Annotated in this window: 21 protein-coding genes; 7 read left to right on the top strand and 14 right to left on the bottom strand. The window is 61.7% G+C overall.

The window, feature by feature from the left end; genetic code table 11:
* Positions 1–50: 50 nt before the first annotated feature.
* The gene (locus tag ABQX22_RS25775) at positions 51–1,370 is read right to left on the bottom strand and encodes an Nramp family divalent metal transporter (protein ID WP_349802691.1); all 1,320 of its coding nucleotides are present in this window, start codon (positions 1,368–1,370) and stop codon (positions 51–53) included.
* Between the two features lie 102 nt (positions 1,371–1,472).
* Between ABQX22_RS25775 and ABQX22_RS25770 the strand changes: the two genes are divergently transcribed.
* The gene (locus tag ABQX22_RS25770; RefSeq protein ID WP_349802690.1) at positions 1,473–2,921 is read left to right on the top strand and encodes an MFS transporter; all 1,449 of its coding nucleotides are present in this window, start codon (positions 1,473–1,475) and stop codon (positions 2,919–2,921) included.
* A 185-nt stretch (positions 2,922–3,106) separates the two neighbouring features.
* Here ABQX22_RS25770 and norR read toward each other — a convergent pair whose 3' ends face one another.
* On the bottom strand, positions 3,107–4,663 hold the full coding sequence (gene norR / locus ABQX22_RS25765; RefSeq protein WP_349802689.1) for a nitric oxide reductase transcriptional regulator NorR: 1,557 nt from the start codon (positions 4,661–4,663) through the stop codon (positions 3,107–3,109).
* Between the two features lie 311 nt (positions 4,664–4,974).
* Between norR and ABQX22_RS25760 the strand changes: the two genes are divergently transcribed.
* The 5 genes from ABQX22_RS25760 to ABQX22_RS25740 are packed head-to-tail and all read left to right on the top strand — an operon-like array spanning position 4,975 to position 10,955.
* On the top strand, positions 4,975–6,426 hold the full coding sequence (locus ABQX22_RS25760) for a UbiA family prenyltransferase (protein WP_349802688.1): 1,452 nt from the start codon (positions 4,975–4,977) through the stop codon (positions 6,424–6,426).
* Positions 6,423–7,739, top strand: a complete 1,317-nt coding sequence (locus ABQX22_RS25755) for an FAD-binding oxidoreductase (RefSeq protein ID WP_349802687.1) — start codon at positions 6,423–6,425, stop codon at positions 7,737–7,739. The genes ABQX22_RS25760 and ABQX22_RS25755 overlap by 4 nt, the downstream gene beginning before the upstream one ends.
* A gap of 19 nt (positions 7,740–7,758) precedes the next feature.
* The gene (locus ABQX22_RS25750) at positions 7,759–8,499 is read left to right on the top strand and encodes an SDR family oxidoreductase (RefSeq protein WP_349802686.1); all 741 of its coding nucleotides are present in this window, start codon (positions 7,759–7,761) and stop codon (positions 8,497–8,499) included.
* Complete coding sequence (locus ABQX22_RS25745; protein ID WP_349802685.1) at positions 8,496–9,467, top strand: lysylphosphatidylglycerol synthase transmembrane domain-containing protein; 972 nt, start codon at positions 8,496–8,498, stop codon at positions 9,465–9,467. The genes ABQX22_RS25750 and ABQX22_RS25745 overlap by 4 nt, the downstream gene beginning before the upstream one ends.
* Positions 9,468–9,515: 48 nt before the next feature.
* Complete coding sequence (locus ABQX22_RS25740; RefSeq protein WP_349802684.1) at positions 9,516–10,955, top strand: hypothetical protein; 1,440 nt, start codon at positions 9,516–9,518, stop codon at positions 10,953–10,955.
* A 178-nt stretch (positions 10,956–11,133) separates the two neighbouring features.
* Here the strand turns inward: ABQX22_RS25740 and ABQX22_RS25735 are convergent, their stop codons facing one another.
* From ABQX22_RS25735 to ABQX22_RS25715, 5 genes are all read right to left on the bottom strand, one after another.
* Positions 11,134–11,592 carry a type VI secretion system amidase immunity protein Tai4 gene (locus ABQX22_RS25735; RefSeq protein ID WP_349802683.1) on the bottom strand — a complete coding sequence of 153 codons (459 nt, stop codon included), beginning with the start codon at positions 11,590–11,592 and terminating at the stop codon, positions 11,134–11,136.
* The gene (locus ABQX22_RS25730; RefSeq protein WP_349802682.1) at positions 11,589–12,089 is read right to left on the bottom strand and encodes a type VI secretion system amidase effector protein Tae4; all 501 of its coding nucleotides are present in this window, start codon (positions 12,087–12,089) and stop codon (positions 11,589–11,591) included. Before ABQX22_RS25730 ends, ABQX22_RS25735 begins: the two co-directional genes overlap by 4 nt.
* Before the next feature lie 711 nt (positions 12,090–12,800).
* Positions 12,801–13,010 carry a DUF2945 domain-containing protein gene (locus tag ABQX22_RS25725; RefSeq protein ID WP_349802681.1) on the bottom strand — a complete coding sequence of 70 codons (210 nt, stop codon included), beginning with the start codon at positions 13,008–13,010 and terminating at the stop codon, positions 12,801–12,803.
* Between the two features lie 49 nt (positions 13,011–13,059).
* On the bottom strand, positions 13,060–14,910 hold the full coding sequence (locus tag ABQX22_RS25720) for a glycoside hydrolase family 15 protein (protein ID WP_349802680.1): 1,851 nt from the start codon (positions 14,908–14,910) through the stop codon (positions 13,060–13,062).
* The gene (locus tag ABQX22_RS25715; protein ID WP_349802679.1) at positions 14,903–15,703 is read right to left on the bottom strand and encodes an SDR family oxidoreductase; all 801 of its coding nucleotides are present in this window, start codon (positions 15,701–15,703) and stop codon (positions 14,903–14,905) included. The genes ABQX22_RS25720 and ABQX22_RS25715 overlap by 8 nt, the downstream gene beginning before the upstream one ends.
* 291 nt (positions 15,704–15,994) lie before the next feature.
* On the opposite strand from ABQX22_RS25715, the gene ABQX22_RS25710 reads away from it, so the two are divergent.
* Entirely contained in the window at positions 15,995–16,930 is a 936-nt protein-coding gene (locus ABQX22_RS25710) for a LysR family transcriptional regulator (RefSeq protein WP_349802678.1), read from the top strand.
* 9 nt (positions 16,931–16,939) lie between these two features.
* Here ABQX22_RS25710 and pstB read toward each other — a convergent pair whose 3' ends face one another.
* The 7 genes from pstB to ABQX22_RS25675 form a co-directional block, all read right to left on the bottom strand.
* Positions 16,940–17,719 (bottom strand): phosphate ABC transporter ATP-binding protein PstB, encoded by a 780-nt coding sequence (gene pstB / locus ABQX22_RS25705; RefSeq protein WP_349802677.1) that lies wholly within the window; start codon positions 17,717–17,719, stop codon positions 16,940–16,942.
* Entirely contained in the window at positions 17,719–18,597 is an 879-nt protein-coding gene (pstA, locus tag ABQX22_RS25700; protein ID WP_349802676.1) for a phosphate ABC transporter permease PstA, read from the bottom strand. The genes pstB and pstA overlap by 1 nt, the downstream gene beginning before the upstream one ends.
* Complete coding sequence (pstC, locus tag ABQX22_RS25695; RefSeq protein ID WP_349802704.1) at positions 18,594–19,568, bottom strand: phosphate ABC transporter permease subunit PstC; 975 nt, start codon at positions 19,566–19,568, stop codon at positions 18,594–18,596. The genes pstA and pstC overlap by 4 nt, the downstream gene beginning before the upstream one ends.
* Before the next feature lie 91 nt (positions 19,569–19,659).
* Entirely contained in the window at positions 19,660–20,634 is a 975-nt protein-coding gene (gene pstS, locus ABQX22_RS25690; protein ID WP_349802702.1) for a phosphate ABC transporter substrate-binding protein PstS, read from the bottom strand.
* A 414-nt stretch (positions 20,635–21,048) separates the two neighbouring features.
* On the bottom strand, positions 21,049–22,356 hold the full coding sequence (locus ABQX22_RS25685) for an MFS transporter (protein ID WP_349802675.1): 1,308 nt from the start codon (positions 22,354–22,356) through the stop codon (positions 21,049–21,051).
* A 61-nt stretch (positions 22,357–22,417) separates the two neighbouring features.
* Entirely contained in the window at positions 22,418–23,614 is a 1,197-nt protein-coding gene (locus ABQX22_RS25680) for a CaiB/BaiF CoA transferase family protein (RefSeq protein ID WP_349802674.1), read from the bottom strand.
* Between the two features lies 1 nt (position 23,615).
* Positions 23,616–24,446 carry an enoyl-CoA hydratase/isomerase family protein gene (locus ABQX22_RS25675; protein WP_349802673.1) on the bottom strand — a complete coding sequence of 277 codons (831 nt, stop codon included), beginning with the start codon at positions 24,444–24,446 and terminating at the stop codon, positions 23,616–23,618.
* Between the last annotated feature and the right edge of the window lie 125 nt (positions 24,447–24,571).

Below are 24,571 nucleotides of genomic sequence, written 5' to 3'. Positions count from 1 at the left end.
GGCCCCTCGCGAGCAAGCTCCCTCCCACAAGAGAAAAGGTGATCGGAGGCTCAACTCACCCAAAAATACATCAACGTCAGGTTGGCCGCCGAGATCAAGCCGAACAAACCCCAGGCCAGAACCTTGGTGGTGGTGCTGTTGGCAAACGGGCCCATCAGTTGTTTGTCGCTGGTGAAACGAATCAACGGCCACAGCGCGAACGGCAGTTGCAGGCTGAGGACCACCTGACTGAGCACCAACATCTTGCCCACCGCGCCGTCCCCGAACCAGATCACCCCGATGAACGCCGGGATCAACGCCAGGCCCCGGGTGATCAGCCGACGCTGCCAGCAGGGAATCTTCGCGTTGAGGAAACCTTCGAGCACCACCTGCCCGGCGATGGTGCCGGTAAAGGTCGAGCTTTGCCCGGCCGCCAGAAGCGCGACGCCGAACAACACACTGGCCAGGGTCCCGCCCACCAGCGGGTCCAGCAGGTGATAGGCGTCCTGGATTTCCACCACGCCGGTGTGCCCGGTGCCGTGAAAGGCCGCCGCTGCAAGGATCAGGATCGCCGCGTTGATGATCAGCGCCAGGCTCAGCGAGGCAATGGTGTCGACCCGGGCGTAGCGGATCGCGCTGGCTTTGTTCGCCTCGGTCTTGCCGTTGACCCGGGTCTGCACCACCGACGAGTGCAGGTACAGGTTATGGGGCATGACCGTGGCGCCGAGAATGCCGATGGCGATGTACAGCGGCTCCTGGTTACTGAGCACGTCCCACGACGGTTTCAGCCCGGCGAACACGTCAGGCCAGAACGGTTTGATCAGCATCAGCTCGATGAAAAAGCAGGTGGCGATGGTGGCGATCAAGCCGAGGATGATGGCTTCCAGACGGCGGAAATTGGCGCCCTGCAGCGCCAGCACGATGACCGTGTCGAAGGCGGTCAACGCCACGCCGGTGGTGATGGACACCCCCAGCAGCAGGTGAAACGCCAGCGCGGCGCCCAGCACTTCCGCCAGGTCAGTCGCCAGAATCGACAGCTCCGCCAGGATCCATTGCCCCTTGGCCACGTTGGGGCTGTAGCGCTGCGCCGACAACTGTGCAAGGTCCCGGCCGGTGGCGATGCCCAGCCGTGAACAGAGGTTTTGCAAGACCATGCCGGACAGGCTGGCCAGCACCACCACAAACAGCAGCGAGTAGCCAAAGCGCGAGCCGGCCTCGATCGCCGTGGCCCAGTTGCCCGGGTCCATGTAGCCGATGGAGATCAGCAGGCCGGGGCCGACAAACAGCATCATCTTGCGGGCGAACGAGGCGTTGGCCGGGATCGATACCGTGTCGGTCACCGCAGAGGGGCAAAACGGCGCGGTGGCGGTGGTAGGCAGTTTGTACTTCACGGGAATCCGGGGGTGGTGACGATGAGTCGGGGAGCTTAAACGCGCAGAAATGTTTTGTCTCGATTCGTTACTATGCGGTTCCTACGGATCTGGAATCTGCTCATGTCTGCCTCTGCTCAAACGGCCGCGAAGACGGCTAATGGCCCCGACGGGATTGACCCGCTGCGGGCTGCGCACATTTCCGCGCGCATTGATCGCCTGCCCGCTGTTGCCACACTCTGGAAACTGGTCGCGCTGCTGTCCATCGGTGGCTTTTTCGAGCTGTATGACCTGTTCCAGACCGCCTACATCAGCCCCGGCCTGATCCGCGATGGCCTGTTCGCCACCGGCAACCAGGGCGTGTTCGGGTTCTCCGACCAGGCGGCCTTCGCGTCGGCGACGTTCCTGGGGCTGTTTCTCGGCGCCAGCTGCCTGAGCCCCATCGCCGACCGCTACGGCCGGCGGGCGATTTTCACCTTCGCGCTGATCTGGTACACCGTCGCCACCGTGCTGATGGGGCTTCAGACCTCGGCGCTGGGCATCATCTGCATGCGCTTTCTGGTGGGCATCGGTCTGGGCATCGAACTGGTGACCATCGACGCCTACCTCTCGGAGCTGGTGCCCAAACGCATGCGCAGCTCGGCGTTTGCGTTTGCCTTCTTCGTGCAGTTTTTGTCGGTGCCGGCGGTGGCGCTGATGTCCTGGTGGCTGGTGCCGCAAGACCCGTTCGGCATTGCCGGCTGGCGGTTTGTGGTGCTGGCAAGCGCCGTGTTCGCGCTGTTCATCTGGTGGCTGCGCTCACGTTTGCCCGAATCGCCGCGCTGGCTGGCGCAACACGGCCGCTTCGAAGAAGCCGAGCGCATCATGGACGACCTCGAAGCCCGTTGCGTGGACGACCTGCAACGCAAGGAACCCGGCAAAATCCTCGACGAACCGGAAACCCATAACGTGGCGGTGGAAGGCAAAGGCCGGTTCGCCGACATCTGGCAGCCGCCGTATCGGCGTCGGGCGCTGATGCTGATTGTCTTCCACGTGTTCCAGGCCATCGGTTTCTTTGGCTTCGGCAACTGGCTGCCAGCGTTGCTGTCCGGCCAGGGCGTCAGCGTCACTCACAGCCTGGGCTACGCGTTCATCATCACCCTCGCCTACCCGCTGGGCCCGCTGTTGTTCGTCAAGTTCGCCAACCGGTTCGAGAACAAGTGGCAGATTGTCGGATCAGCCCTGGGCGCCATGATTTTCGGCACCCTGTTCGCCCAGCAGACGACCCCGGTGGGCCTGGTGTTCTGCGGGGTGATGATCACCTTTTGCAACGCCTGGCTGAGCTTCAGTTATCACTCGTACCAGAGCGAGCTGTTCCCCACCAACATCCGCGCCCGGGCGGTGGGTTTCTGCTATTCGTTCAGCCGGTTGTCGACGGTGTTCAGCAGCCTGTTGATCGGCTTCTTCCTCGACCACTTCGGCACGCCGGGGGTGCTGACGTTCATTGTGGTGAGCATGCTGATCGTGATGATCACCATCGCCACCTTCGGGCCGAGAACGCGGAACCTGGCGCTGGAAGATATTGCGCATTGAGGTAAAGGCGAGTTCGCACGTCTGATGATCGTTCCCACGCTCGTGGTAACAGCTGTTTGGACGCTCCGCGTCCTGTGACGCAGAGCGTCACGCAAGGCATTCCCACGCAGAGCGTGGGAACGATCAATGAGCCTAGGTGGGAGGGAGCTTGCTCGCGAAAGCGGTGGTGCGTCTGGTCATCCTTCTCAGCGAATCCCCAACCGCTTGGCCAGTCTGCTCAGGTTGGCGCGGTCGACGCCGAGCTCGCGGGCGACGTCTGCCCATTTGCCGTGGTGACGTTCCAGGGCTTCGCTGATCAGGATCGACTGGAAGGCATCCACTGCGTCTTTCAAGCCTTCGCCCGGTTGGACGGTGGGGGCATCGCCGGCGATGGCGAGGGTCGGTGCGGGGCTGGCGGTTGAGTCATCAAGGCCCAGCGCGGCAGCCTCGATGGTGAGGATGCTCGGGCGCTCCCGGTGACCGGACAACGCCTTCAACACCCCACGGCTAATCAAATGTTCAAGCTCGCGCACGTTGCCGGGCCATGAATACCCCACCAGCAACTTCTGCGCCTCGGGGCTGATCCGCAAACTGCGCAGCCCTATGCGCGCGCGGTTTTCTTCCAGAAAATAACCGGCCAGCAACAGCACATCACGGCCCCTCTCCCGCAGCGGCGGCACCCGCAGCGGGTACACGCTCAAGCGGTGGTAGAGGTCGGCACGAAAGCGCCCTTCCTTCACTTCTTGCGCCAGGTTGCGGTTGGTGGCGGCGATGATCCGCACGTCCACATGGTGCTCCTGATCAGAACCCACCCGCTGCAACTGTCCGCTCTGCAGCACACGCAGCAGCTTGGACTGCACCGCCAGCGGCAATTCGCCGACCTCGTCGAGGAAGATCGTGCCGCCGTCCGCCAGTTCGAACTTGCCGCTGCGGCCACTGACCGCGCCGGAAAACGCACCCTTCACGTGGCCGAACAATTCGCTTTCCACCAGCGACTCCGGCAAAGCCGCGCAGTTGAGGCTGATCAGCGGTTTGTGCGCCCGAGGGGAATTCAAATGGAGGGCTTCGGCGACCAGTTCCTTGCCGACCCCGGTCTCGCCGGTGATCAGCACGCTCAGCGGACTGTTGCCCACCAGCTCAATCTCTTGCATCAGCTGCTTGTGCACCGCGCTCTGGCCGATCAATTCCCGGGGGCCCCGCCCGCCGGCGGCGCGTTTGTAGGCTTCAGCCAACTGGCGCTGATCTTCAACGCTGCGCGACAGCTGATTGATCCGCTCACTGGCCGTGACCGTCGCCGCCGCCAGGCTGGCGAACGCTTGCAGGTTGTCCAGGTCCAGGCTGCCGAAGCGTGACGCATCGAGGGAATCGAGGGTGATCACCCCCCACGGCGTGTCCTGCACGTACAGCGGACAGCCCAGGCAATCGTGCACTTCCAGATGCCCGTGAAGGCCGTCCACCAGTCCGTCGTAGGGGTCCGGCAACTCGCTGTCGGCGCAGAAACGGGTCGGCCCCTGCTGTTCAAGAATGATCTTGAGCCGGGGATGCTCGTCGACCTTGAATCGCCGCCCCAGGGTGTCCGGGCTCAACCCCTCCACCGAAACCGGCACCAACACGTCGCCTTCAAGCTTGAGCAGCGCCACCGCATCGCACGGCAGCAATTGACGCAGGGACCGCAATAGCCGCCGGTAGCGTTCCTCGTCCGGCAGTTCGCGGGACAGGTCGGCCACCAGCGGCACCAACGCCAGGAGCAAGGGATTTGTCATAACAGCCTCAACGTCGGAGGGACCCAGCAGCAGGGGTATGAAATCGCGGTCATTATGACAGCAACCGTGCAGACGCAACCCACCCATCACGCCCCCCTGCTCGCCAAATAACGGGCATGGCCGCTTCGCCAAAAAAACGCCGCGAAGTTGTTTCTTCTTTGCTACGGCACCTGAGCAAAGTGCAACTTTAAACGCTCGGTTATTTCTGACGTCAGGCCCCCGTCGTTGTCAGCGACCCTGTTTAATATAAATGGAGTCCGCGAAAAACTGATCGTGGTTATAGTCGAGCCGACCCCCAAGGAGCACTCACTATGGCCAGAATTCAGGGACGAGTTCTTGAAACTTACCCGCCGCTGGTAGTTGATCTGGACGGCACTTTATTGCGTTCGGACTTGCTGATGGAAACAGCGATGGCGTTTATCAGAAGCCAGCCGCTCAAGGTCTACAAGTTGCTCGGCTGGTTGTTTCAAGGCAAGGCCGCGCTCAAGGAAGGCCTGGCGCTGGAGACCCAGATAGACGTCTCGGTGCTGCCCTACGACCCGCAGGTCATCGAGATGATCAAGGCAGAAAAGGCCAACGGCCGGATGATCGTCCTGGCCACCGCCAGCCATGTCAGCCTGGCGGAAAAGATTGCCGAACACCTTGATCTGTTCGATCTGGTATTGGCCTCTAATACCAACCGAAACTTGTCCGGCGATAACAAGCGCGACCTGTTAGTGGCCCACTACGGCGAGGGCGGCTTTGACTACCTGGGCAACTCCAAAGATGACGTGCCCATCTGGAAAGTGTCACGCCAGGCCTGGCTGATTAACCCTCATTCGGGTGTAGAACAACGTATTAAAGCGGTGCGCGAGATCGAGCCGGTGGTGCGTTCCAACACCGCCAGCCTGCGGGACTGGCGCAAAGCATTGCGCCTGCACCAGTGGCTGAAAAATGCCCTGGTCTTCGTGCCCCTGCTGGCCTCCCACCGCATCAGCCAGTTCGAACTGGTGCGCGACGGGGTGCTGGCGTTCCTTTTTTTCGGCCTGTGCGCCTCCAGCGTCTACATCCTCAACGACCTGCTGGACCTGTGCGACGACCGCCACCACAAGAGCAAATGCAACCGCCCGTTCGCCAGCGGCAAGCTGTCGATCAAGGCGGGACTGTTGCTGGTGCCAACGTTGCTGGCGGTGTCGTTCGGCGGCGCGCTGATGCTGTTGCCGTGGCAGTTCTCGGCGGTGATGGCCGCGTATTACTGCCTGACGCTGGGGTACTCGCTGAGCCTCAAACGCATGATGGCGGTGGACGTGATTGTGCTGGCGATGCTCTACACCGCCCGCATCATCGCCGGCGTCGCGGCGTTCAACCTGACGCTGACGTTCTGGATCCTGGCCTTCTCGATGTTCATGTTCCTGAGCCTGGCCATGGTCAAGCGCTACGCCGAACTGCGGGACGCCCGGGCCCGGGAGGTCAACACCATGGCCCGGGGGCGCGGCTACTACCCGGGCGACCTGGACATGATCGCGTCCCTGGGCGCGTCGTCCGGTTACCTGGCGGTCATGGTCCTGGCGCTGTACATCCAGGACGCCGCCACCACCGCGCTATACGGCACCCCGCACGTCATCTGGCTGGCGTGCCCGCTGTTGCTGTTCTGGGTGACGCGGGTGTGGATGCTCACCCATCGCGGCATGATGAACGATGACCCGGTGGTGTTCGCCATCCGCGACCGCTCCAGCCAGCTGATCGGCGCGGCGTTCATGATGATGTTCTGGATCGCCGCATGAGCGCGCCGTTGTATTCCTGGGGACGCTTCCCCCACACCCCGCAGCGCGGGCACCGTTGCGAGTGGCTGCAGGATCTGCCCGCCCATCTGGAGCGGGTGATCGACCGCTATCAGAGCAGCCTGCCGTTCGGCAACGGTCGCAGCTACGGCGACAGTTGCCTGGCCAGCAGCGATGAAGTGCTGCACATGAACGCACTGGACCGGGTGATCAGCGCCGACTGGCTGGCGGGGACGCTGCGGGTGGAAGCCGGCATCTCCCTGGCGGCGGTGCTGGCGGTGGCGATTCCCCAGGGCTGGTTCCTGCCGGTCACGCCCGGCACCCAGTTCGCGACCATCGGCGGCGCCATCGCCAACGATGTCCACGGCAAGAACCATCACGTGCGTGGCACCTTCGGCCGGCACGTGCGCAGCTTCGGCCTGCTGCGTCAGGGCCAGGCGCCGATGACCTGTTCAGCGACCGTCAACGTCCCGCTGTTCGCCGCGACCATTGGCGGCCTGGGCCTGACCGGGGTGATCGAATGGGCCGACATCCAGTTGATGCCGATCCGCGCCAGCCAGATCGACTTCACCGTGCAGCGCTTTGCCAATCTGGCGGAGTTCTTCGCCCTGTCCGCCGAACTGGACGCGCAGCATGAATACAGCGTCGCCTGGGTCGATTGCCTGGCCAAGGGCGCAGACAGCGGGCGCGGCGTGTTCATCGTCGGCGACCACGCCCAATACGGTTCGCTGGAGGTCGGCCAGCGCTCGAAGTTGAGCGTGCCGCTGACACCGCCGGTGTCCTTGATCAACCACCTGTCGTTGAGCGCGTTCAACAACGCTTATTGGCGCCTGCACCCCGCCCAACGCACCGGCAAACGCAGTCGCTACGAGCCTTTTTTCTACCCGCTGGACCGCGTGCTGCACTGGAACCGGATCTACGGCCGGCGCGGTTTTCAGCAGTACCAGTGCGTCATCCCCGACGCCAGTGCCGAGGTCGCCATGGGCGAACTGCTGGCCGCGATTGCCGACTCAGGCCAGGGCTCGTTTCTGGCCGTGCTCAAGCGCTGCGGCGACTTGCCGTCCCCCGGCCTGTTGTCGTTCCCGCTGCCCGGTACATCCCTGGCGCTGGATTTTCCTCAGAGCGAAACCCTGGAAAACGTTGTGTTCCCGCGGCTGGACGAGATTGTCCGGGCCGCCGGTGGCCGCTTGTACCCGGCCAAGGACGCTCACATGAGTGGCGCCGATTTTCGTCAGGCCTACCCCGCCTGGGAGCAATTGGAAGCGCTGCGCGATCCCGCCCTGATGTCCCGTTTCTGGAGACGCGTGGTGTTATGAAAGAGGTATCAAACCCGTTATGAAAAGAGTCCTGATCATCGGCGCTACCTCGGCCATCGCCAGTGCCTGCGCCCGTTTGTGGGCCACGCAAGGCAGTGATTTCTTCCTGGTGGCGCGCAACGTCGACAAGCTGCAACAGACCGCCGCCGACCTCAAGGGGCGTGGCGCGCGGCACGTTACTCTGCATGAAATGGACGCCAATGACGTGGCGGCGCACCCGCTGATGCTCAGCCGCTGCCTGACCGCGCTGGGCCAGATCGACATCGCCCTGATCGCCCACGGTACTCTGCCCGACCAGAAAGCCTGCGAAACCGACGTCGGCCTGGCGCTGCGCGAGTTTGCCAATAACGGCACCTCGGTCATTGCTCTGTTGACGGTGCTGGCGGTGCAATTCGAGACCCAGCGCTGCGGCAGCCTGGCGATCATTTCGTCGGTGGCGGCCGATCGCGGGCGGCCCTCCAATTACTTGTACGGCAGCGCCAAGGCGGCGGTCTCGACCTACTGCGAAGGCTTGCAGGCCAGGCTGTTCAAAGTCGGCGTGCACGTGACCACCATCAAACCGGGCTTTGTCGAAACGCCGATGACCAAGGGCCTGAACCTGCCGGCGGCCTTGCTGGCGCAACCGGCGCAGGTGGCACAACGCATCGTCACCGGGATCGCCAACAAGGTGCCGACCCTGTACGCCCCCGGTTTCTGGGCGCTGATCATGTGGGTCATCCGCTCGATTCCCCAGCCCGTGTTCAAGAGGCTCAACCTGTGAGCGAGTCCCTGCAACTCTCGGGCTGGCGCTTCCGCGCGGTGCTGCTGTCGGTAGTCGGCTCGGCGCTCGGCTATCTGGGCTTCTCGCTGTGGGGCGGCTGGCACGCGGTGGGCCTGGCGGTGGGTGAAGTCGGCCTGGTGGGGATCGTCATCGCGCTGCTCATGTCGTCGGTCAATTACGGCCTGCGTTTCGTGCGCTGGCAGGTGTACCTGAAGGTGCTAGGCCATCCGATGCCGTGGCGCCCGAGCCTGAACATTTACCTGGCCGGTTTTGCCCTGACCACCACCCCCGGCAAAGCCGGTGAAGCGCTGCGCGGTGTGCTGCTCAAGCGCTGGGGCGTGCCGTACCCGAAAAGCTTCGCGGCGTTTTTCAGCGAGCGGCTGTCGGACCTGTTCGCGGTGGTGCTGCTGACCCTGTTCGGCCTGTCGCTGTACCCCGAAGCGCTGCCGATGATCGTGGTCGGCGTCAGTCTGGTGCTGGTCGGTCTGCTGGTGCTGTCCCAGCGTCGCTTGCTGGAGCGACTGATGCTGATACTGCCCAACCGCGGCGGCAAGGTCGTCGGCCTGCTGCAGCACTTGATGCAGGTATTGCTGCAGGCCCAGCGCTGCCATCGCCTGGGCCTGATGCTGGGCCTGACCGCGCTCAGCGTGATCGCCTGGAGTGCCGAGGCCCTGGCCTTCCACTGGATTCTGCAGTGGATGGGCGCCGACATTCCCCTGACCTTCGCCGTCTTCGTCTACGCCCTGGCGATGCTGGCCGGCGCGGTGAGTTTCATGCCCGGCGGCCTGGGCGGCGCAGAAGCAGTGATGGTCGGGCTGCTGGTGTGGAAAGGCATGTCCAGCGCCGACGCCATCGCCGCCACCGTGCTGATTCGCCTGGCCACCCTGTGGTTTGCCGTGGCCATCGGCGCGGTCATGTTGCTCAGGCTCAGGGGCGAGACCCCGCTGCACAGTCAACCGGTTCAATAGCGTCACGCTCGCACTTTCACGCACGGAAAAGGGACAGGAGTAGCAGTCATGCTTGCAGGCACACGAGATCGGTCATCGACCCTCATTCCGCGGCTCTTGGTGATTGGCGCCATCGTCTGGAGTTTTGTGGCTTCCAGCGGGCCGATTCAATGGATGGACAATGGCGTGTTCCTCGCCGACGCCTCACAAGGCCGGTACTTCAGTGAATCCCTGGGGCCGCTGGATCATCCGCTCTATCAGTTTTTCATCACAGCGGTGTTCGACCTGTTCGGCCCGCAGTTGCTGAGCCTGCTCAACTCGTTCCTGCTGATCCCCCTGGCGTGGGTCATCTTCCGCCTGGGCACCAGCGTCGGTGCCAGCCGTCGCCAGGCATTGCTGGCCATTGGCGTGGCGGTGTTGTCCCACGCGGTGTTCTGGGTCTCGACCAAAGCCGAGGTGTACCTGCTGCACACGCTGCTGGTGATGGCCGCGTACATGGTGCATTTCGACACCCGTTTCAGGCTGCGCACCCTGCAGCGGCTGTTCATCATCGGGGCGTTCACCGGCCTGGCGGCGGCGATCCATCAACTGACGTTCATCGTGCTGCTGCCGCTGTACGCGCAACTGGTGTGGCAATACCGCTGGCGCGCGCTGATGACCCTTCCCGGTGCGGCCCTGGGGTTTGCCGTGACCTTTCCGGCGATCCTTCAGGACATGGAAGCCGGGCGCAGCCTGCTGGAGATCGGTCATCGCTACCTGATCGGCATCCCTGACCGCACGGCCGAGCTGACGTGGGAAGGTTCGCTGTTTCGCTTCGACGACATGTGGCACGAGAAAAACTCGGTGGTGCTGCTGATGCTGTCTCTGATCGGCCCTCAGCTCCTGGGGCTGGTGCTGTTTCCCAAGCGTTCGGCGCTGCGACTGTTGTGGGCGGCGGCGATGCTCAATTTTGTGTTCGCGGTGTCGTACAACGTCACCGACCGCTTCACGTTTTTTCTGCCGGGGGTCGTGCTGCTGAGTCTGCTGGGGGTGATCCGCTTGCAGGCGGTGCTGTCCTGGCTCGGTGCCGTCCGGTTGATGCCGGCCTCGGTGCTGTGTTCGCCGGTGGCGATCCTGCTGGTGTATTCGGTGTACGCCCACCACATCATCGAACTGCCCACCCACACCGAAAAACTGCCGTTTCGCGATGACATTCACTACTTCATGGTGCCCTACCTGCCGGATCGTTCCGCCGAAGCCTTCGTGCGCAGTTACGAACAAGCCGCACCGGAAGGCGCCCTGATCATCTCCGACTGGACCCCCAACGGCGCCCTGCGCTCGGCCCAGGCCAGCGGCCACCTGAAAAACCGCACCTTCGAGCTGTGCGAAGAAGTCCAGGACATCAGCGCCTACCTGCAAGGCCCGGGCGCCTACCTGGCCCGCACCAGTTACTGCGGCGTGATTGCCAATCGGTATCAGCTGGATGTATTGCCGGTGGGGTTCGCGGTGAAGGTGAAGGAGCAGTTGTAGCGAGAACGGAATTGCAGCGCGAAGCCCCGCTTTTGTAGGCTGCCGAGCCCGTGCGACGCTGCGATTGCGGTATATCAGACACACCGCATCGCAGCCTCGCACGGGCTCGTCAGCTCCTACAGGGATCGGGGGTGATCTCGGGTTTGGCGAAGAGGACCGTTACGAGGCACGCATTCGTTTACGGCTTTGCCGGTGAGGCGCTGTCTTGCCTGTACGTGTGGTCAGGGTCGATGACCAGACGCTCGACCTGGGCAGCCAACTCAGCGCTGTGATAAAGGTCTAGGCACTTCAACAAATCGAAACGAACGCCCTTCACTTCCGACTCCACAATCGGATTGTGATAATCCCTGGTCAGGTAATCATCCACTAATTCACGGATAGCAAACGGGGCTTGCTCCAAATCATAAGAGCTCCAGTCCCTCAACGCGCTCACACTACTTCCGGCGTCCTTGACGACATCCGCGTCATGTTTGTAAGCAGTGGTGATACATGTTGCCAGCGCCATATCCTTGTAGTTTTGCGCGTAGGTACGTGCCCCTGCCTGCGGGGAATTGCCCCAATCACCCTTCGCTTCGCAAACCGAAACACAGGAAAACGCCACTGTAATGCCCAATGCAATTATTGACAGGTAAATCACGGCAGACTCCAGAAGTATGCGCGATCGGTACGATAACTTGCCTCTGGCTCGTTGAAGTAGCACTGATCGTAGCAAATGCGGCCATCAAACAACGTTGCATGGCCTTGGGCATCCGACCAGCCTGACACTTCGAACAGGATCACGCCCTTTTTGTCTGCGAACTTTCCACCGTCTGGAGGGGGGTAGCTGACGACCTCAGGTTTGCCCCACTGCCTTTGTAAAAAATCGATGAGATTTTTCACCCGGAAGAAATATTGACGTTTGTCCGCTCCTGAGACTGTCTGGCCAAGGACGGGCGGAATAACCAAACCAGCCTGATTCAATATGTAGCTCATGCGAACGGCACAGGTGTTAGTCCAGCGCTGGTTAGGGACGGGGTTATTAATATTCACTGCGACATAGCCGCCGATCATGCGTGAAACCCTGGCGCTGGAGTCGGCAGGGTCGTAAATCCGCCGAGAGGCTGCCCAGGCGATAGCAAAAGAAGGTCGTGTCATCTGTCTTCCCTGATAACGAGTTCTGAAAGCGGGCGACCCTATCAGCATTTAGGACAGATCCACGGCGCTAGGAAAAATCAGGATCCGTCCTATGCCGAATGTGGAATTACTCCTACATGAATGCGACTGACGCAGAGCCTGAGGACGGTCATCTATCGGGTGCGGACGCAAAACCCGTGGGAGCGGACCTGTCCGCAGCTGCTGGGACTGCTGCTGTTTCCCAAGCGTTCGGCCTTGCGCCTGCTGTGAGCGGCGGCGATGCTCAACTTCGTGTTTGCGGTGTCGTACAACGTGACTGATTGCTTCACGTTTTTCCTTCCCGGGGGTCGTGCTGCTGAGTCTGCTGGGGGTGATCCGCTTGCAGGCGGTGCTGTCTCGACTCGGTGCTATTGCGGCGTGATTGCCAATCGGTATCAGCTCGATGCGTTGCCGGTGGGGTATGCGGTGAAGGCGAAGGAGCAGTTGTAGGAAGATATTGATAACGCGCTGAACGCTGTGAATGATCGTGCCCACGCTCCGCGTGGGTATGCAGCCCCGGACGCTCCGCGTCCTTGACGCGGAGCGTCATTCGCAGCGCTACCACGCAGAGCGTGGGAGCGATCAACACGCAATGTATGGGGCCCATTATCGAATCGCGAGCAAGCTCCCTCCCACAACAACTGCGCCAGGCGGTGACTTCAGATGCCCTGAGCGAATCCAGCCTTGGGCCGCTCAGCTTTTCTTCAGCGCCTCTTCCTTGTGCATCGCCAGATGCCCGGTCTTGTCGCTTTTGACTTCGTACTGCGGGTGTTCTTTGGACGCATGGCGCTGCTTGCCCATGAACTCGACATCGCTGGTGTGGATTCTGGTCACCTTGCCTGTGATGTGGCCGACTTCGGAGTTCCAGGTGACGTGGTCGCCGACTTTGAAGGGGTGGGTCATGGGTGCTCCGTTTTAATGTCGGGACAGATTTTTTGAAGCGGCATCGCACTCACGGCTGCCACTGCGTCTTGCGCCCATCAAGCTTGCGATCCAGAAAGCTCGCCGCGCTGATCAGTGCCAGGTGGCTCAAGGCCTGGGGTGTATTGCCCAGGTGATGACCGTGGGCGTCGAACTCTTCGGCGTACAGCCCCAGCGGATTGGCGTAGCGCAGCAACTGTTCGAACTCCAGGTGCGCCTGCTCCACCCTGCCCGCCCGGGCCAGGCATTCGACGTACCAGAACGAACACGCCACAAACGCGCCCTCGTCGCCCATCAACCCGTCGTCGTACACATCGTCGTTGCGGTAGCGGTAAACCATGCCGTCACGCACCAGCGTGCGTTCGATGGCGTCCAGGGTCGACAGCCAGCGCGGATCGCTGGCGCCGACAAAGCGCACCAGCGGCATCAGCAACATAGAGGCGTCGAGGTTTTTGCTTTCGGTGTGCTGCACGAAATGGCCGCGCTCTTCGTCCCAGAAATTCGTCCAGATGTCGTCGTGAATCGCCTGGCGCTCTTTGTCCCAGCGAGCAAAGGGCGCCGGCAGCGAACGCTTGGCGGACAAGCGCAAGGCCCGATCCAGTGCCACCCAGCACATCAGCCGCGAGTGCAGGAAATGCTTGTCGTCGCCGCGCATTTCCCAGATGCCCACGTCCTTGCTGCGCCAGCTCTCGCACAATTCGTTGGTCAGCCGGGTGACGTGTTTCCAGCCTTCGTGGGAAATGGCTTCGCCGTATTTATTGGACAGGTACACCGCGTCCAGCAGCTCGCCGTAGATGTCCAGCTGGGTCTGTTTGTACGCCTCGTTACCGATACGCACCGGCGTGGCGCCGCCGTGACCGGCGAGGTGATCCAGGTGTTCTTCGGGCAGTTCTTCCTGGCCGTCGAGGGAATACAGAATCCCGAGCTTGTTGGCGTCTTCACAGCAGTCGCCCATGCGTTCACGGACCCAGTGCATGAAATCATTGGCTTCGTCGGTGTAGCCCAGGCGCATGAAGGCGTAGACGGTGAACGACGCATCGCGGATCCAGGTGTAGCGGTAGTCCCAGTTGCGCTCGCCGCCGGACTCTTCCGGCAGACCAAATGTCGCGGCCGCGATGATGCCGCCGTGCCTGCGCGAGGTCAGCAGCTTGAGCGCCAATGCAGAGCGGTTGACCATTTCACGCCATCGCCCGCGGTATTCCGACTGCCGGCTCCAGCCACGCCAGTACTTCAGGGTGTCTTTGAGGTAGCGATCACACTGGCTGGCGCGGACTGACTCATCGTCGGCACCGCCGAGAACGAACTCGATCATCGCGTCCTGCTCCATCTGGAACTCGGCCGCCGCAGCGTGCTCATCCAGACGCAGCGCCGTGGTCGCCGACAGGCGCATCGTCGGCTGGCCGGGTGCTTCGAACAACACGTCCTCGCCGTCCATGCGGGCGGTGGTGTCGGCGCGGCTGTAGTCATGGCGAACGCGGCAGACCATGCGCACAGTACAACGCCCATGGCGCACGTGAATCCGGCGCGACAGGCGCGGCAGGTCGTCCACATTGTTGGCAATCGGCATCAGGTCAGTGACCTCGACCACTGCGTCTTCGGCGATCCAGCGGGTCATCAGCACGTTGGTTTCGGGCAGGTACAGCTGCTGGCGGCGCGCGTCGGGCAGGTCCGGCGACAATTGGAAAATCCCGGCATCGGGGGTGTCGAGCAACGCGGTGAAAATCGACGGACTGTCGAAGTCCGGCCAGCAGCAGAAGTCGATGCTGCCGGTGTCCGCCACCAAGGCGGCGCTGCGCATGTCGCCGATGATGCCGTGATTCTCGATCGGGTTCTGCAGTTCGTCACGGGGTGACATCTGGTGCTGTTGCTCGTGCTCAACCATTGTTTCGGAACTCCGGATACAGGCTCATGCCACCATCGATGAACAGCGTAGTGCCATGCACGTAATCGGAGGCGTCGGAGGCCAGCCAGACCACAGCGTTGGCAACGTCTTCGGCTTCGCCCACTCGCCCGTACGGGATCAATTCAAGAAGCTTTTTCTCGGCATCGCCTTCGGTGGCCTTGGTGTTGATGGCGGTGCGAATGGCGCCCGGTGCGATGCTGTTGACGCGAATACGCTGCTCGCCGACTTCCTGGGCAATGCTGCGCATCAACAGGTCGATACCGCCCTTGGACGCGGCGTAATTGACGTGTCCGGCCCAAGGAATCAGCTGGTGCACCGAACTCATGTGGATCACCTTGCCCAGCGCCCGGGAAATGTCCGGACGGATCTGTTGTTTGCCAAACTGACGCAGGGCGGCACGCACGCAGAGAAACTGCCCGGTAAGGTTGACCTCGATCACCGTGTTCCAGTCATCCAGGGTCATGTCGGCAATCGCGGCATCTTTCTGCAGCCCGGAATTGGCCAGCAGGATGTCCAGCCGGCCAAAGGCTTCAAGGGTCTGGACGAACAGTTTTTCGACGTCGGCTTCTTTGGACACATCGGCGCCCACGGCAATCGCCTGGCCGCCCTGATCGCGGATCTGCTGCGCGAGTTTTTCCGCAGGCTCGGCGTGGGAGTTGTAGTTGATCACCACCGCCGCCCCGGCGTCGGCCAGGCCCTTGGCCGATGCTGCCCCCAGCCCTGAACTGCCGCCGGTGACCAACGCCACCTGGCCCTTTAATGAAATGAGCATGAATCGAGCCTCCTGTGAGCGTTTTAATGCTGACCGAAGGCTGTCGATGTAAGTTCAGTGCCGGTCATTGTAGGAGCTGACGAGCCGCCGAAGGCTGCGATTGCGGTGTGTCAGATGTACCAGATCGCAGCCTTCGGCAGCTCGTCAGCTCCTACAGGGTCAGCGTCGGGCCCATGAAATCTCGGTCATCTCCACCACCGCGCTAGACGCCAACCAACCGCGCTCCATAAACTGTCCCCCATCATTTCGTAACAACGGGTGACCAGATGTGGGGTATGGGGACGGTGACCGATGAATCGAAATGAACTGCGCAAGGCCGACATCAACCTGATGGTGGTGTTCGAGACCTTGATGCTGGAGCGTAACGTGACCCGCGCCGCGGAAAAGCTGTTCCTCGGCCAGCCCACCATCAGTGCCGCGCTCAACCGGCTGCGGGCGCTGTTCAATGACCCGTTGTTCATCCGCGTCGGTCATCGCATGGAACCCACGGCCCGGGCCCATGAGCTGATTCATCACCTGTCACCGGCGCTGGATGCCATGTCGGTGGCCCTGAGCCTGAGCCGGGATTTCGACCCGGCCAGCAGCGACATGACCTTCCGCCTCGGGGTCTCCGACGACGTCGAATACAGCCTGCTGCCGCCGCTGCTGCGCGCCATCCGCGAGGAAGCACCCGGCATCGTGGTGGTGATCAAGCAGGTCAACTACTGGAATATCTCGGAGTTGCTGATGTCCGGCGAGGTCACCGTCGGCGTGTGCCTGACCCGCGACTTGCCGGCCAATGCCAAGCGCAAGCAGCTGCGCAACATGCAGCCGATGGTGGTGCAGGCGCGCAAGCCGTCCCAGCCCATGACCCTGGACGAATACTGCTCACGCCCGCATGTGGTGGTGTCGTACGTGGCCAACATCAGCACGTTTGCGGATGAGTGGCTGGAGGCCATCGGCCGCAAGCGGCACACGGTGCTGTCGGTGCCGCAGTACAGCACCCTGCCCGCCTTGATGGCCGATACCGATCTGCTGTGCAACCTGCCGGATCACCTGACCACGGCCATGACCAACGCCGGCCTGCTGTACGGCGAACCGCTGCCGTTCGTATCGCCCATGCTGGACCTGTCCATGGTCTGGCTCAGCGTCATGGACACCGACCCGGCTGAGCGCTGGCTGCGCAAGAAGCTGGAGCTGTTCATGGGGGACCCGCACGCGATCCCCGCGATCAACCCGCCGGCTTGAACCAAAGGCTCAGCCGAAACGACCGGTGATGTAGTCCTCAGTCTGGGTCTTGGACGGCTTGGTGAAGATGGTGTCGGTGTCGCCGTGTTCGATCAGTTCACCCATGAACATGAACGCGGTGTAGTCCGAGCAACGTGCCGCCTGTTGCATGTTGTGGGTCACGATGATCACCGTGAACTGCTCTTTGAGCTCGGTGATCAACTGCTCGATACGGCCGGTGGAGATCGGGTCCAGGGCTGAGGTCGGTTCGTCCAGCAGCAGCACTTGCGGGCGCAGCGCGATGGTGCGTGCAATGCACAGACGCTGTTGCTGACCACCGGACAGGCTCTGCGCGCTCTGCTTGAGCTTGTCTTTGACTTCGTCCCACAACGCCGCACCGCGCAATGCCTGCTCCACACGCTCTTCCATCTCGCGACGCGACAGCTTCTCGTGGTGACGCACGGCGTAGGCGATGTTCTCGAAAATTGACATCGGAAACGGCACCGGCTTCTGGAACACCATGCCCACGTTGCTGCGCAGGCGGTTCATCGAATAGCTCGGGGCCAGGATGTTTTCGCCGTTGAGGAGCACTTCGCCGCGCGCTTCCTGCTTGGGGTACATCGAATAGATCCGGTTGAACACCCGCAGCAGCGTTGACTTGCCGCAGCCCGAGGGACCGATGATCGCAGTGATGCGCTTCTCGGGGATGTTCATGTCGATGGACTTGAGCGACTTGTTGTCGCCATAGAAAAACTCGAGGCCGCGCACCTGGATCTTGGTTTTTTCATCGGCAAGGGAAAGGTTATTCATCAGGACGACCTATTACGCAAAAGAATTAAACGGGAGCTCAGGCTCAGGACCAGAACGAACATCGTCAGGATCAGCGCGCCGGCCCAGGCCAGAGAGTGCCAGTCATCGAACGGGCTCATGGCGTACTGGAAGATCACCACGGGAACGCTGGCGATTGGTTTGAGGATGTCACTGCTCCAGAACTGGTTGCCGAAGGCGGTGAACAGCAGCGGCGCGGTTTCGCCGGTGATACGCGCCAGCGCCAGCAACACACCGGTGACCACGCCGGCCTTGGCCGCGCGCAGCACGATTTGCAGGGTCAGCTTCCATTGCGGCACGCCCAGGGCCAGCGCGGCTTCACGCATGGTGGACGGTTGCAGCTGGAGCATTTCATCGGTGGTGCGCACCACCACCGGGATCACCAGCAGCGCCAGGGCAAGGGCACCGGCCAGGGCAGAGAAACCGACCTGGTGGTTGGTCACGGCGCTCAGCGGCAGGATCACCGCGGTGTAGACGAACAGGCCCAGCACGATCGACGGCGCCGAGAGCAGGATGTCGTTGATGAAACGCACGGCATTGCCAAGCTTGGTGTGACGGGCGAACTCGGCCAGCCAGATGCCGGCCATCAAGCCGATGGGCGTGCCGATCAGCAAGCCAATGCCGGACATCAGGAAGCTGCCGTAAAAGGCGTTGGCCAGACCGCCTTCGGAACCGGGCGGTGGGGTCATTTCAGTGAACAGCCGCGTGTTCAGCGCCTGAAAGCCGTTGACCACGGTGGTCAGCAGAATCCACACCAGCCACAACAGCCCGAACGCGGTCGCGCCGCAGCTCAACACCATGGCGATCATGTTTTTTATGCTGCGAACCCGGTACAGGTTCTCGTTTTCGACCTTGCTCATACTCCCTCCTTGCGCGACAGCCGAGACAACATCAGACGCGCCAGCGCCAGCACGATGAACGTCACCACAAAAAGCAGGAAGCCCAGGGCAATCAGTGCCGAACGGTGCAGGTCGGTGTAGGCCTCACTGAACTCGTTGGCAATCACCGAGGCAATCGAGCTGCTGGGCATCATCAAAGATGCAGAGAACTGGTGCGCGTTGCCGAGGACGAAGGTCACGGCCATGGTCTCGCCCAAGGCACGGCCCAAACCCAGGAAAATCCCGCCGACCACCGCCGAGCGGGTGTAGGGCAGGACGATGTCCCAGACCACTTCCCAGGTCGTGCCGCCCAGTGCGTAGGCGGACTCTTTGAGCGCCACCGGCACGCTGCGAAACACTTCCTGCATCACCGAGGTAATGAACGGCGTGATCATGATCGCCAGCACGATGCCGGCGGTCAGCATGCCGATCCCCAGCGGCGGGCCCTGGAAGATCGGGCCAATCAGCGGCAAGGCGCCGAGGTTGTCGTTGATCCAGGGCGCCATGTTTTCCGCCATGAACGGGCCGAACACAAACAGGCCCCACATGCCGTAGATGATCGAAGGAATGCCCGCCAGCAGCTCGACCGCAGAGGCGATCGGCATGCGCAACCACGGTGGCGCGACTTCAGTCAGGAAGATCGCGATGCCGAAGCTCACCGGAACGGCGATCAGCAGCGCGAGAAAGGAGGTCACCAGGGTGCCGTAGATCGGGACCAACGCGCCAAATTTGCCGTTGACCACGTCCCATTCGGAACTGGTGAGAAATTCGAAACCAAAGGTCTTGAACGCCAGGGCACCGCCCCACAGCGTCGAGCCGGCAATACTTGCCAGCAAAACCAGCACCAACAAAGCCGCGCCCAGCATCGTGCGCCGGAACCAGGCGTCATGACGATGATCGCGGGCTGCGCGTTTTTCGCTCTCGGATTCGACATCCGGAATGACAGCGGACATGTATTGGGTGTTTTCAGTCATGGTAGGTCCACTCGCAAAGAAACCCTGTCACCGAGCAGCGATGACAGGGGTAAGACTCAGAAGCGTTGAGTTACTTGGTGAACTCGGTTTTCCAGTAGTCTTCGATCTTGCTGACCAGCGATTTCGGCAGTGCTACATATTCCAGGGCTTCAGCCTGGGACTGACCTTTTTCCAGGGACCATTTGAAGAAATCGAAAGCAGCAGCGCTTTTCTCGGCGTTCTTCGGTTGCTTGTACATGATGATCCAGGTGGTCGCGGTGATCGGCCATGCAGCGTCGCCCGGGGCGTTGGTCATGATCAGGTTGAAGTCTTTGGCGCTGGCCCAATCGGCGGTGTCAGCGGCAGCAGCAAAGGCTTTGGCATCAGGCGTGATGAACTTGCCTGCGGCGTTTTTCAGCTGGGAGTAAGAGATTTTGTTCTGAGTAGCGTAGGAGTACTCAACGTAACCGATCGAACCTTTGATCTGTTTTACGTAGGCAGCCACACCTTCGTTACCCTTGCCGCCCACGCCCACTGGCCATTGAACAGCTGAACCGGTACCTGGACCGGATTTCCACGCGTCGCTGACTTTGGCCAGGTAGCTGGTGAAGTTGAACGAAGTACCCGAACCGTCCGAACGGTGAACCACGGTGATCGCGGTAGCCGGCAGCTTGAGGTCAGGGTTGAGGGCGACCAGTTTCGGGTCGTTCCAGGTTTTGACAGTGCCCTGGAAGATGTCAGCCAGCGTCTGGCCGTCGAGCTTCAGTTTGCCGGATTCGATGCCTTCCACGTTGTAGATCGGCACGATACCGCCGATGACGCTTGGGAACTGACCCAGGCCGCCGGCTTTGAGGTCTTCAGCGGACATCGGGGCGTCGGAAGCGCCGAAGTCTACAGTCGCTGCCTTGATCTGAGCGATACCGCCGCCCGAACCGATCGACTGGTAGTTGACGCGGTTGTCAGCGGTCTTGCTGTATTCCTGCGACCACTTGGAGATCACCGGGAACACAAAACTTGAACCTGCACCAGTGACGTCAACAGCGTGTGCCATCCCGCTCAAGCACATTGAAGCCAGAAGGAGTGACAGGCGTTTTTTAGTCAGCAGAATCACGGCAGTACCTCAACAAGAGAATTGGGTGTGTGTGGTCACTCTTCATGACCCGAGGCAGATTTAAAACTGGAAACATTTCAGTCTGATGACAGTCTCTCGACAGCAGCCGATTTTCGCGCCGATATGTAGGCCTTCTCTTACAGCCTGTTAACGCAAAACCCCCGGTTTCATTGACGAAAACGGGGGTTGTCTAGTTTTGGCGAATTTTGGTGTCAATGGGCCACGTTTGATCCTTCAGGCGCCATTTGGACCTGTTGGAGCGAGGCTTGCCCGCGAAGTTGACGACTCGGTGGGCCTGATACACCAAGGCGCTCCCTTCGCGGGCAAGCCTCGCTCCAACGCCATCCGACGCCAACCATGGGCATGTTTCTACTTCGCGACCGCTTCTTTCGGCTCATGTGTTGCAAAGTTTTGCGGCGCCGGCTTAAGGTCGGCCACGAAGGGTTTTTCCGGCTTCATGGTGAAGGTCAGCAGCACCCCGCACGCCATGATGCCGATGGACACCAGGAACGTGATGTTCCAGTTGCCGGTCTGGTCGATCAGGTAACCGGCCAGCACAGGGCTGACGATGGCGGCGGTGAAACCGGTGCCGCTCATGATGCCGCTGGCCGTGCCGGAGCGGTCGTAGGCGATGTCCATCGGGATCGCCCACATCGGGCCGATGGTCATTTCGTTGAAGAACATCGCAGCGCCCAGGCACAACAACGCGTACATCGGCTCGTGCAGGACCAGCACCGGAATCAGCGACAGACCGGTCAGCGCCATGCAGGTCGCCACCATGTAGCTGCGGGCGACGCGCAGGTTGCCGGTACGCCGCAGCAGGCGATCACTGATCATGCCGCCCACCAGATCCCCCACTACCCCGGCAAAGAACACGCCGGAGGTGAAGATCACCGCGCTTTTGATGTTCAGGTTGAAGTTGTGCATGAAGTAAAGCGGCATCCAGCTGAGCATCAGCCAGAGAATCCAGTTGTAGCAGAAGTACACGCTGGACACCGGCAGCATGCGTTTGTACAGCCGCGCCCAGGTGCCAGGCACATCCTTGGGATGAATCTTCGGGGCCGGCAGCGTGCTCAGTTCGGCTTCAGTGATGCGCGGATGATCGGCGGGCTTTTCGGTGTAGGTCACCACCCACAGCACCAGCCAGCCAAAACTCAAGGCGCCCAACAGATAGAACGCAAAGCGCCAGTCGTAGGCGCTCATCATGGCCATCACCAGCACCGGCGCAACCGCATTACCCAGCCGCGCGGCCGAGTGGGTGATGCCCTGGGCCATGCCGCGCTTGTCCTTGGGAATCCACGAGGCCATGGCGCTGGTGGCCGCCGGGAAGGTGGCACCCTCCCCCAGGCCCAGCAGCAGACGCGCCAGAATCAACGACACGAAACCGCCGGCCATGCCGGTCAAGGCCGTGGCGATGGACCAGATGAAGGCGCAGGCGATCAGCGTGCGTTTGGCGCCGTAACGGTCACTGACCCAGCCGCCGATGAACTGAAAGATCACGTAGGGATAGGCGAACGCCGAAAAGATAAAACCCAATTGCGTGTTGCTCAGGCCCAGTTCGGTGCTGAACTGGCTGGCGGCCGTACTGATGTTGACCCGGTCGACGTAGGTAATGAAGTACATCAGGCACAGCATCACCAGCACGGTGGTGGTGGCCTTGAGTTTGAGCCGTTTCATGGTTGCGATCCTCAGTGTCTTTTTTGTAGTTGTTCACTAATGCGCTCGTGTGTGGCGGGGGTTACAGGTCCAGAATCGCGCCCTCGCGTCGCAGGTCGGCAATCTGTTGCGCGTCAAAGCCGTACTCTTCGAGGATCTCCACCGTGTGTTCGCCCAGCAGCGGCGACGGCCGGCTGACCTGCTTCGGGGTTTCGGAGAAACGGATCGGCAAGGCAATGCTGCGGGCGGTGCCGGTCACCGGGTGGTGAGTCTCGACGACCATCTCGCGCTCGAGGATCTGCGGGTGCTCCACCGCCTGGGAAATGTCCAGCACCGCACCCACCGGCAAGCCCGCCGCGTCCAGCCGTTTGACCCAGTTGTCGGTGGTGTCGTGGGACAGGCATTCGGTGATGAGCGCGACCAGTGCCTCGCGGTTGTTCATGCGCTGTACGTTGCTGGCAAAGCGTGGGTCGTCGCTGATGTGCGGCGCCTCCAGCACCTGCAGCAGGCGCTCGTAGTTACCCTGGTTGGCCGCGCCGATATTGATCCAGCCGTCCTGGGTGCGGAACGCCTGATACGGGGTGCTGGTGGAGTTGGCCGAGCCCAGCTTCGGCAGGATCACCCCTTCGGCGAAGTAGTTGGCGGCCGGCCAGTACATCTGCTGAAACCCGGCTTCCAGCAACGAGGTGTCGACCACCTGGCCCTGCCCGGTCTTCTGTTTATGGGCGTAGGCCGCCGCGATCCCCAGCGCCGCGAGAATCCCGGCGTTGATGTCGGCAATCGGCGAACCGGCCTTGATCGGGTCCTGTCCTGGCTCACCGGTGGCGCTCATCATCCCCGACAAGCCCTGAGCGATCAGGTCGAAACCGCCTTTGTCCGCGTAGGGCCCGGTGCGGCCATAACCGGACACCGAGCAATAAATCAGGCCGGGGTTGAGCAGCTTCAGGCTGTCGTAGCCCAGACCGAGTTTCTCCATGGTGCCTTTGCGGTAGTTCTCGGTGACCACGTCCGCGTCGGCCAGCATGCGCCGCAACACATCCTTGCCACCCTCGGTCTTGAGGTTGAGGGCGATGTCGCGTTTGTTGCGGTTGAGGATCATGAACGACGCGGATTCGCCGTGTTCGAGCACCGGCGCGAAGCGACGGCAATCGTCGCCACCGTCCATTTTCTCGACCTTGATCACGTCGGCGCCCATGTCTGCCAGCATCATCCCGCAGATGGGGCCGGACATGATGTGGGACAGCTCGATGACTTTCATGCCTTGCAGTGGACCGGCCATGTTATTTGCCTCCAAAAACAGGGGTGCGTTTGGCCAGGAAGGCCTGGTATCCGGTCTGGAAATCCTCGGTCCCGAAACAGTCGAACGCCTCGTCGTATTCCTCGGCGGTCAACGGCGTCGGGTCGGTGCTGCGCTGCACGAACTTCTTGTGCCAGCGCGCCACCAGCGGCGCCCCTGCAGCAATGCCCCGCGCACTCTCCAGCGCCTGCTGCTCAACGTCGGTGTCAGGGACCACCCGGCTGACGATCCTTTTTTGCAGCGCTTCCGCCGCACCAAACACTCGCCCTTCCAGCAACATTTCCAGGGTCACGTCGGGACCGGCAATGCGCATCAGCCCGGCCATTTCATCGTGGGACATGGCCAGCCCCAGCTTGTTGACCGGCACGCCGAAGCGGCTGGATTCGCCGCAAATGCGGATGTCACACAGGGACGCGATACCCAGCCCGCCGCCCACGCAGATACCGTGGATCATCGCCACCAGCGGGTGCCGGCAACGAGCGATCGCCCGCAGTGCGCCGTGCATCACCGGGCCGTACACCCGGGCCTGCTCGACATTGCTGCGATGGCTTTCAAATTCGGAAATGTCATTGCCAGGGCCGAAGGCGCGGGTGCCGGCACCGCGAATGACGACGCAGCGAATCGTGTCGTCGGCGTCCAGCCCACTGATGGTCTCGTCGAGCAGCTGCCACATGGGCAGGGTCGTGGCATTGAGTTTTTCGAGACGGTTGAGGATGACGGTGACGATCGCACCGTCGCGCTCCACCAGCACCGGGGGCGCAGCGGCGGGACGCTGGACAGGGTCTTTTTCCAGAGCGTTGACGTGGGTATTCATAAGGGACCTTTATTGTTATCGAAACGGGTATTTGGGATACCGTTTCGTTGATTTGGTATCCCAAATATAGACACCGCGTGTAATGGCGCAAGGGGTTTCTTTCAGATTTATGTCGCTGCTGACGA

It is taken from the genome of Xanthomonas sp. WHRI 1810A, assembly GCF_040202885.1.
Lineage (GTDB): Bacteria > Pseudomonadota > Gammaproteobacteria > Pseudomonadales > Pseudomonadaceae > Aquipseudomonas.
This window is presented reverse-complemented; position numbering and strand designations above follow the sequence as displayed.